The sequence below is a fragment of the Mesorhizobium sp. M0854 genome (assembly GCF_040319815.1).
Classification (GTDB): Bacteria; Pseudomonadota; Alphaproteobacteria; order Rhizobiales; family Rhizobiaceae; genus Mesorhizobium.
The window spans coordinates 78,428-88,023 of sequence record NZ_JAMYOL010000022.1 but is presented as its reverse complement, the minus strand read 5'-3'; the positions used below and the strand labels follow the sequence as shown (position 1 = coordinate 88,023).

Annotated in this window: 7 protein-coding genes and 1 pseudogene; 3 read left to right on the top strand and 5 right to left on the bottom strand. The window is 59.3% G+C overall.

Annotated elements, in window-relative coordinates:
* Window positions 1-364: 364 nt before the first annotated feature.
* Window positions 365-2,107 carry a hypothetical protein gene (locus tag NKH99_RS25240; RefSeq protein ID WP_353016171.1) on the bottom strand — a complete coding sequence of 581 codons (1,743 nt, stop codon included), beginning with the start codon at window positions 2,105-2,107 and terminating at the stop codon, window positions 365-367.
* Between the two features lie 14 nt (window positions 2,108-2,121).
* Entirely contained in the window at window positions 2,122-2,487 is a 366-nt protein-coding gene (locus NKH99_RS25235) for a hypothetical protein (RefSeq protein ID WP_353016168.1), read from the bottom strand.
* A gap of 300 nt (window positions 2,488-2,787) precedes the next feature.
* On the opposite strand from NKH99_RS25235, the gene NKH99_RS32800 reads away from it, so the two are divergent.
* Entirely contained in the window at window positions 2,788-3,075 is a 288-nt protein-coding gene (locus tag NKH99_RS32800; RefSeq protein WP_502900107.1) for a hypothetical protein, read from the top strand.
* Between the two features lie 423 nt (window positions 3,076-3,498).
* A complete protein-coding gene (locus NKH99_RS25225) occupies window positions 3,499-3,642 on the top strand; it encodes a hypothetical protein (RefSeq protein ID WP_353016166.1) in 144 nt (47 codons plus the stop codon).
* A 782-nt stretch (window positions 3,643-4,424) separates the two neighbouring features.
* Here NKH99_RS25225 and NKH99_RS25220 read toward each other — a convergent pair.
* Both NKH99_RS25220 and glmS read right to left on the bottom strand, forming a co-directional pair.
* A complete protein-coding gene (locus tag NKH99_RS25220; RefSeq protein WP_031212627.1) occupies window positions 4,425-4,679 on the bottom strand; it encodes a helix-turn-helix domain-containing protein in 255 nt (84 codons plus the stop codon).
* Between the two features lie 723 nt (window positions 4,680-5,402).
* On the bottom strand, window positions 5,403-7,226 hold the full coding sequence (gene glmS, locus NKH99_RS25215; RefSeq protein ID WP_023679615.1) for a glutamine--fructose-6-phosphate transaminase (isomerizing): 1,824 nt from the start codon (window positions 7,224-7,226) through the stop codon (window positions 5,403-5,405).
* Between the two features lie 336 nt (window positions 7,227-7,562).
* On the opposite strand from glmS, the gene NKH99_RS25210 reads away from it, so the two are divergent.
* Window positions 7,563-7,853 carry a hypothetical protein gene (locus NKH99_RS25210; RefSeq protein ID WP_352572085.1) on the top strand — a complete coding sequence of 97 codons (291 nt, stop codon included), beginning with the start codon at window positions 7,563-7,565 and terminating at the stop codon, window positions 7,851-7,853.
* 219 nt (window positions 7,854-8,072) lie between these two features.
* On the opposite strand, the pseudogene NKH99_RS25205 reads toward NKH99_RS25210, so the two are convergent.
* Window positions 8,073-9,412 (bottom strand): annotated as a pseudogene (locus NKH99_RS25205) (IS1380 family transposase).
* Between the last annotated feature and the right edge of the window lie 184 nt (window positions 9,413-9,596).

Sequence of the window (9,596 nt, the reverse complement as noted above, 5' to 3'; positions counted from 1 at the left end):
GCTCCGCGCCAGCGCCCGTCGCTTCACCCGCCCAGCAGGGCACAACCCACGCCGGAAACGAACTCAAAACTGGATAGAAACTGGGAGCAACGTCACTGAGACAGCATAGCCCGGCAGCGACCGTGGACGTTTCCTTCAGGTGCCTGTCAGAGGGAGGGGTACAGTTCGGCCATGCTCCGAAGCTGTATCGTTCCCAATTATGTGGTCGCATCAGGAGGACTTTCGCCGCCTAGATGAACAGCGTTCGCAGATACGTGCTGCCGCGCTTTGAAATGCGGCCCAAGATCGGCTTGCCGCCGGCACCCGTTAGGGAAGGGCAGCTGCACACGAGCCCTTTACCAGCCAAGGGCTATCGCTGTTTCGCTCAGACATGGACATAGAGGGCATTGCCGAAATCGTCTATCAAGCGGACCCCGGAACGCTGCTGGCACTCCTTTATCCTATCGACAGCGGCCTGGAGGCCTTGCAGACCTGACGGGAAATATTTGGCCAGGAAAACCTTATCCCAGGATATGCTGTTCAGCAGTCCAAGTCTGGCCAGGGCTTCTATCAGCCCCAGGTCATCGTCCAGAACATGAAGCAAACCGTCTTGCCTCATATCCTCCTCGACCGAGTCCAGATTTTCGTCCGGCGTAAGCAGCAGCGCCCTCTGCTTATAGAATTTGTTGGCAACCCACGACACATTTTCCCGAAAATGAAGGAGTTCCTCCGTAAGACCGGCGTCGGCGACGACCTGGTCGATACCCTTCTCGGCCAAGTCGTCCTGCGCGGCTGCCTTGTCATAGCTCGTCTGAAAAGAGAGAAAATGCTCTTTGGCGCTATCGGAGACATCGTGCGGCATAATCGTCGCGACCACGAGCCGGTCATCCAGATGAACCGCCACGGCCCGGTACTGCGCGGGTCCCAGGCAAATGAAGAACGAAATCGACCCTTGCCCTTCCCCGGGCGGCGTGCCGGGAAGAGCGCCCGTCTTGAACGCCCATCTTGGCATCTCCGGCGGCATGTCCGTGCCAATTTCGGGATTGGTAATGGCCTCAACGAAGCCAGTTTCGGTCACCTTGACGCGGTCCCGAAAACGGCCGACGCAGATGATGGATCGCTGAGCGACGCGCCACATATCGTCGCGGCTAATGTAGGGAGATGCTGCCTTTCGCAGCCGGTCGAGCCTCGCCTTGCCACGCTCCACGGCCGCCGGTTCGGATAGTACAATTGGCAGCTCCCGCTCCTCTAGCGTGCGCCCCTGTTGTTCAAGAACAAATTTCTCGAACTGTTCCAGCATGTCGTTCGTGAGGTTGGCGGCCACATGCGACAGGCGCCTCTGAAAATAGACCGAAACGGCCTGAACACTGTCATAACCCAAGCGGTCGGAATCGAGCAGCTCATCGACAAAGCCATAGTCCTCGTAAATAAAACTCCGCATGAAGCCGAGATAGTGATCCTGGTCCAACAATGCTGTGCATTTTCGCTCGGTCAAAAGCAAAAAACGTAGATTTTTTACAACCATATATCCGGCAAGATAGCCCCCCTCGTCACATTCTAGTGACGATACAAGAAGATTCTCCTTCCGCTCTCTTAGCTTTTCACCCATGCGATTGTCGGAGATGATACCAGTCAGGATCGTCAGCATTTCCTCGTCGCCGACAAACGGCATTTTCACGGGCAGAAACGCCTGGAAAATGCACTTCGCCGTTTCGGAGATCAGGCGCGATTGTCCGGGAAGCAGATCGTACTCCGCATACTGGGCGAGCCCCTCGGCGAAGGGCCGCATCAATTTGAGAGCGACGTCGGACCGGAGAAGGTCGTCTAGGACCTCCGCCGCACCAGTGCGAAACTCCTCAGAGGCAGGATGGAGGCCGGAGACAGCTTTCGCCCTGGTGCGAGCACGAAGGCGAAGATACGCGATGGCGGCCCCGACCGGCGAATGGAAGCACCAATGATGGGTGAATTCGTGGGCGAAGGCGGCGAACATCTGCGACGGCAGACGGCCCCGCGTTATGAACCATTTTTGATCGCGGAAGACGTCGACGCCGGACAATCCGGTCCAGTTTGAAATCGGATCGGTCCAGTTCCGATCGCTGCCCTGCGAACAGTGAATGTGGCTCGCCATGGACAGCCTCCTATTCAGCTTGCCAAGGTGGATAGATCTATCCCGAGCGCTTCGACTATGGCCTCGACCACCGTCTTTTCGGGCGCTTCGCTTTCCTTTCGCTTGTAGATGACCGTCCGTTCGATTCTCTTGCCGTCCTTTATTTCGACGGTGGTGTCCGTCCACTCAGTGCTCTTGTGCTTCCGCAGTAGATACCTGCCGACAACCTTCAGCGCGGCCAGCGTCAGCACGACGGTGACAACACCAAGTCCAAGGTCGCCGTGACGCCCGCCGGAGAGGGAATCGGCTTCAAAGGTCGAATTTCCCTCACCGAGTTCATTCTGGAGCTTGAGAGAATCGATCTTTGATACACCGCGTATCTGAAGCTGATGGCTGCTCATTTGGAATCCCTCAGGTTACGGTCCACTATCTGAATTCTAGGAAGTTGTTTCTGCTTGTGAGCAGACTTTGCAAAGTCTAAGCAAAACGAGCGCACAATGCCAGCCGATGCGTGACGGCGGCTTGAATCGGTGCCGGTGTGCCGATGCGAGAGAGCCGAGACGGGAACTATGGTACTTGGCCTCTGCGTCATTGGAGGATCTGTATCGATGCCGAGCGCAGCGCGTACGTGTCTGGTCCGCGAGGCCAGTTCGTAATTGCGTTGCCAAACCCTTGGGGTTGTTGTCACCGCAAGCGTGTAGATGCCTACGATCGCATTCCCGGACGAGGTCCTCGAAGTCCGTGTAGAGGTCGAGATGGCAGTGAACGTCTACAAGCGGCTCGCCATGCATACCGCTGCTGATGTCCGCGCTGCCTTGCAGATGACTGCGGAAACCGGAAGCTCGTCGAAGTCGAACCTGGACGGTCTTGGATGGGAAAATGGTGCAGTGGTCGCGCCGGGCTGCTCCGCCACGGGGCGAGTGTGGTCAAAGGCCCAGGGTAGCGTCAGAGTGTCGGCCAGAAACAGGGCTGACTGCGACGGCAGCTGATCCCGTCGTCTCAAAAGGCAGCCCGCCGAATGACACTGAGCGCGGTCAATGGCGTGATTGCATAGATCCACGAATTCCTCGCCCAGATCGAGGTGCCGGAATTGATCTGGAAAGGCTGGAAACCACCAAGGGAAACCTCCAAAGCGCACTCAGGTATACAACTTTGGGTGTGCTAGGTACAAAACTTTGGGTGTGGAATACCTTCCTAAAAAATATGCCTGGATTTCAATTAGATCCGAAGGACGTAGGATACAACTTTGGCTCTCGCACCAGCGATCGCCGCGATGATGGCGATCGACGCGTGGGCGTTGCATCGATGCGCGATCGTTTAGACGGAGGTCTCCGCCTGGCATCGAGCAACATGCACGGAGGTACGCAAAGCGCAAATCATCAAGTAGTTGAAGGGACGAGCCCCTCGCGTAAATGGAACTTGCGCTGCCGTTGTCGTCCCATCGTGCCGCCGAACTCGGAGGCGTGACGATCGACCACGATGGTCTATTTTTTTGCAAAGTCGAATGTCCCGATTCCGATGCCAAGGAAAAAAACTCCGACCACAGCGAAGAATAGTAACAACACGGGCGACGCAAGCCGCCTTGCCCTCTAGCAGGGGAGGTGCTTGCGGTGCTCTCACCGACACAAGATCGCAAATGGCACGTGGGTGAGCACCAGAACTGGCGACACCCATGGTGATCGGCTTGACTCGCTGGAGGAAGCACAAGGCCTCATCGGGCAGAGGCGCAAGCGACGGTCGAACACTGGCTGGCTGCTCGGGATCTGATCGAGGCGTAGTCGGACAAGGAAGCGTAGTGCCCTACCTCGATGTTCCTAGAAGCGCGCCGGCAGCCTGGCGGGGGGCTTGGGGTTAGACTGCCGGCGCACGCCACTCATGAAGAGCGGCCCCTTTTTGCGGTTCCGACACCCATAGTCAACCCGGCAGCGTCTGGATGCCCGCTGTGCTCTTTTCAGAGCGGCGCGCGATGCCGGCCATGTCGGCCGATCCTGCCTAGTCTAGGATGGGGGGCCACTCTCGTCGGCCGAGTTGATGCTCCAGCCAGTATCGCCTTGCCGACCAGCATGAGTTCGCTGTTAGCAATCCATCGTCGCGAGCCGATGCTATCGTGCACGTGTCGCAGCACTCCGGGCGGCTATATCGCCTAAGACAGCATGACGAAGCGTTCCAACTTCCTGTTCGGCGAGCCCGTGTGCAGTTCCATCGGACAGTGACGAGAATTCTCTTGGCGGTACTGCGCCAGAAGGCATTCGCGTCCAACGGAATCAAGCGACGACTATCAGCCGCAAACTTCACATCACAAGAGCGGTCTTCCACCCATTGCAGATTATCCGACTGATCAGGCGGCGTCCGATATGTCCGCCTCTGCCTCAAGAATTCCCACAGGTATGGACAGCGATCTTGCTATCCGATCCCGATAGCCCTTGTTGTACCTCACACCCCGCTCGATGTTTTGGATTTCCTCAGCGGCAAGCCCGCACGCCACCGCGAGGTCCTCGATTGAATACCCAAGGTGCTCACGATAAGCGCGGATGATGTGGGTCCCCTGCGACATAGCCGTCAAGACTGGCTCGGGAATGCGCGAATCCTTCATAAACATCTCCAAGAAGATGGGAGCGCCTGACAAATCGGGAGATTTCCTCCCCGACCCTGGCGCACACCCAGCAAATCAAAAAAATGGACGTCCATTCGGCCGGACCGGCCTCATCCATGGAATGGGCCACTTGAAATTGGCAGCCGGGTCGGAATATGGCGGCTCACCTGCTTCTGATCAAGTTCTAAGAACCTGCCCACCCTGAGATGGCCTGATCGGCTGTAGCGCATTCGACCTGCGATCCTACACGACTCACTCTCGCCGATGGCTTTCTTGAACAGCAACTCGAACTCCCCCTGACGCCTCCAGTGGCTATTCGCGGCACCGTCCACCCAGCCTCGCGGACGCTGATACCTTCGACCAATTTCCACCGCCGATGCAGCGAAAGACGCGCTTGTGCTTGAATCACACATCGATCACCGCTGTTAACGAAATTTTTTAAGCCGCCGATGCTTGTTCGGAGACCGAAAGGATGGGGCGCCCGAGGAAACAGCCGAAAGGGCCGCGCGCTTTTGTGCTGACGTCGGCTTGAGCAAGCTCGATCCGGCTGCCCTGTGCAATCGCCCGACCGGCCGAAAAAAGGATGGCGATTGTCATGATGCGGCGACGGCGAGTTTCCCGAAATTGCAGCAAACAATGGTCATCTGGTTCATCCGGGCTTCGGATCCAGACAGGGGGTAGCGCTTTCGATGGACGAGCATCGCGACCTATAAAGGTCCGCAATCATTCGACCGTGACCGATTTTGCGAGATTGCGCGGCTGGTCTACATCTGTGCCCATGAAGAGCGCCGTGTGGTAGGCAAGAAGCTGTATCGGCAGCGAGAAGATCATCGGCGCGATAATCTCGTCGACAGCCGGCAGCACGAGCGTGTGCATAGTGTCGAGTTTCGATGCGGCTGCCCCTTTTTCATCGGTGATGAGGATAATCCGCCCTCCACGGGCAGCCACTTCCTGCATGTTGGAGACGGTCTTGTCGAAAAAGCGATCATGGGGCGCGATGACGATCACTGGCATGTTGTCGTCTATCAATGCGATCGGACCGTGCTTCAATTCACCCGCCGCATAGCCCTCGGCATGGATGTAGGAAATCTCCTTGAGCTTCAGCGCACCTTCCATCGCTAGCGGGAAACTGGTGCCACGGCCGAGATACAGGACGTCACGACACTTTGACAGTTCGCGCGACAGGAACTCGATCTCCGGCTGGATGCTGTTGAGTACCTGGCCCATGACGCGCGGCACTTCGGCGAGGCTCCTGACGAGCGCCTGCAGCTCGTCTTCGGTTACGGTCCCGCGGGCTCTGGCGGCGCCGATGGCGAGTGCGGCTAGAACGGCAAGCTGGCAGGTAAACGCCTTGGTGGAGGCGACGCCGATCTCCGGTCCGGCAAGGATCGGGAAGACCGCATCGGCCTCCCGAGCGATGGTCGATTCGCAGGCATTGACGATAGCGCCAATTTTCAGCCCACGCTCCTTGCAGTACCTCAACGATGCGAGCGTATCGGCGGTTTCGCCGGACTGCGAAATGAAAAGAGCCGCCGACTGCGGCGACAACGGGATCTCGCGGTAACGGAATTCGGACGCAACGTCGATTTCAACCGTCAGGCGCGCGTAGCGCTCGAACCAGTATTTTCCGATCAGTCCGGCGAGATAGGCGGTCCCGCAGGCCGAGATCGCCAAGCTCGGGATCCTGGCGAAATCGATGCCAGAAACCATGTCGGCGCGATTCTCTATGATGTTGCTATAGTGACGGAGAGCATGGGCGATGACTTCGGGCTGCTCGCAGATTTCCTTCTCCATGAAGTGGCGATGATTGCCCTTGCTGGCCAGATCGGCCGCGGCCGTGGAGGTATGGCGCGGACGCTCGACGGGGTGGCCGTCGAAATCGAAGATATGGGCGCCCGAATTGCCGACAACGGCCCAGTCGCCCTCGATGAGATAGGTAATTTCATTGGTGAAGGGAGCGAGCGCGATCGCGTCGGAGCCCAGGAACATCTCGCCGTCGCCGTGACCGATCGCCAGCGGTGGTCCGTTGCGCGCCGCCATGATGGTCGACGGATCATCTTCGAAGAGGACGGCAAGCGCATAGGCGCCCCTGACGCGTTTCAGCATGGCACGCATCGCCTCTTGCCGCCTCATGCCCTCCCGGCGGTGTCTTGCCAAGAGATGCGCGACGACCTCGGTGTCGGTGTCGGTCTGGAACTCGGCGCCAGCCGCCGCCAATTCGTCCTTCAGCTCGGTGAAATTCTCGATGATCCCGTTATGGACGACGGCGACACCGTCGGTAAAGTGCGGGTGCGCATTGCGTTCCGTCGAGGCCCCATGGGTTGCCCAACGCGTATGGCCGATGCCGATGTTGCCGCTCAGCGGCTCTTCCTTCAGTCTCCTCTCGAGATTGACGAGCTTGCCCTCGGCGCGCCGGCGGTGCAAGGCACCTTCGGTGATCGTCGCAACGCCGGCGGAATCATAGCCGCGATATTCCAAACGCTTCAATGCGTCGACCAACCGATCCGACACCGGCTGTTGCCCAACGATGCCAACAATCCCGCACATGTTCGTCTTCCCATTGTTGCCGGCAGCTTCAGCCCACGCGAGACGGATACCCATCCGGCCGCTTTCATTGGGGATCTTGTAGTAGTATTCGGTAATATTGGTACAATTGATTGTAGGGATGACTATCATCCAGCCCATGGATGAGCCCCTGATCTAAACTTCTCGTTGCGCCTGACGCCTTCATGACCGAACGCAAGCCCACACCCCGCGGCACGAAGGAACAATCGGCCATGCGCGACCATCCCGGCTACGCACCTGACACGAAGCGCCGCCGCTCGTGATCACGCGGTGATCGGCATGATCACAAGCACTGTAGTTAGGCAGCATCAGCGACGCATGATCGGCATCATCATCATCGGCAGCGTCGGCGCCGTCGGCATGATTCACGTGTTCGTCACGTTGATCATAATCATCGTCGCCGCCGATCCAGTTTCTGATTGCCTGCCGCTGTTGACGCGGCTTTCGCCGGTAGAGCTTAGCCCGCGATGGCCTATCAATACGCTGTTAGTCGGCATGGCCGAAACCGAGAGTCAGGCGGCGCACGCCACAGAGCACGTTCAGCGACCGTTTCACTCAGCGCCGGCTTTCTTGGGGTTCGTAACGGTCAACAGGATTCTCGGGGCATGAATGCACTGTCCGTCTTACTCAAACCCGATTCCCGCAGCGGAAGAACTAGCCGCCTTGATGCACGGCGATAAGCTTTTGACGGCCTGAAGCGACGTTGTGGTCGCGGTTGCGGTGCTTTTCCACGCGCCTCGTCAGGCGCCGGGATTGCTCCGTCGTGATGGCAGGCGGGGGTTTGCAGGTTGCGGTCGACGGGTTCGTTTCGGGGCGTCTGCCCCATCGTTATGTCGCGAGTTGGGGGATGCGATCGAGGAGGATGCGCAGGATGCGCTGGTCGGGGCACGATGTCGGCAGGTGCAGGCGGATTTGCGATTTCATCTCGACCACCCGCGCAGCGATTTTGATGAGGCGCAATCGCAGCGTGTCGAATTGGGCGGCGGCAAAGCTGGAACGCTTCGGCATCGCGGCGCGCAGGCTCCACATCATCCAGTAGGCGCCGGCATGCAGGAATAGCCGGAACTGGTTGGCCGTCGCTCTGGTGCAGGATGTGCGGTCGGCGGCAAGATGCGTCTTCCACGACTTGATGTGGTTCTCGGCCGCGCCGCGCCGGCAGTAGACATCCTCGTAGAGCGCCTTGGCCTTCCCACCGGCAAGGTTGGTGACGACGAAGCGGATATCGCCACCTTGGGCGCCGACCTCGACCCGCGCGATGATGCGCCGACGCGGCTCCAACTAGCGGCGCCGTCAACGAACTCCTTGAACCTGCGGACCTTGCCTGTCTTGGCCGACGCTTCGAAGCGCGCCGTCGTGCTGGCCTCCAGATCCGCGACATGCTTGCGCAGGGTCGTGGTGGGCGCGAGGCCAAAGATGAAGTCGACGTCGTTGGCGCGGCACCAGTCGATGACCTGCGGGTTGCAATAATGGGTATCGCCGCGGAGCAGGATTCGAATGTTCGGCCATTTGATCCGGATCGCCCGCACCAGACGGCGCAGGTGGGGGCGGATCTCAGCCCCACTCGGCCGCTTGGCCGGTCGCAGGATCGCGCTGACGAACCGTCCCGCACCATCGAACACGACGATCGGCTGGAAGCCGTACTCGTCATGGTGGGCATTGAACAGGCGAAGCTGTTGGCCTCCGTGCACAGCGTCGAAGGTGTCGTCAGTGTCGCGTACGATCCGCTTCGGCACCTGCCGGAACGAGGCGCAATAGAGATCGACCATCGCCCGTCCCATCGCGACCAGCTCCCGCACGCCGGGTAGGTTCTCCAGCCGGCACAGCGTCGATTGCGACGCCAGATCCCGACCCGACGGCAGCGCATCCTGGGCCATCTTGAAGACCGGATCGCGGCGCAGCCGGTTGGCGTCGTTGCCGTCCTCGTAGCCGGCGGCGATCATCTTCATGCGAAAGCGGATCATGTCCGCCAGGCTGTAGACGACCTGGTCCGGGCAGCGCGGATCGTCGATGCAACGCGCCAGACGCTCGGCCACCCGCAACCGCTTTTCCACCTCGGCCAAGGCCAGAACGCCGCTGTTGGACGACAGCATGCCGCCGTCGAAACGGGCGACGACGGACTTGCCGCCGACTGATGACAAACCGCTCAGCGGCAGCGCAAGATCGTTCATGGTGGGTGTGGTCTCCGGGAAATGGTTCGGATCGGCTTAAGAAACCAAATCCTACGTCATTTCAACGGCTTGCGCCACATCCACCAACCCCCATGAATTTGGTTAGGTTGATGCGGCGTGCCGCCGCCGTGAGGCCGCGCTCGCTCAGCAGCGCGTCGAGAACGACGAGAAGATTCAGATCGAG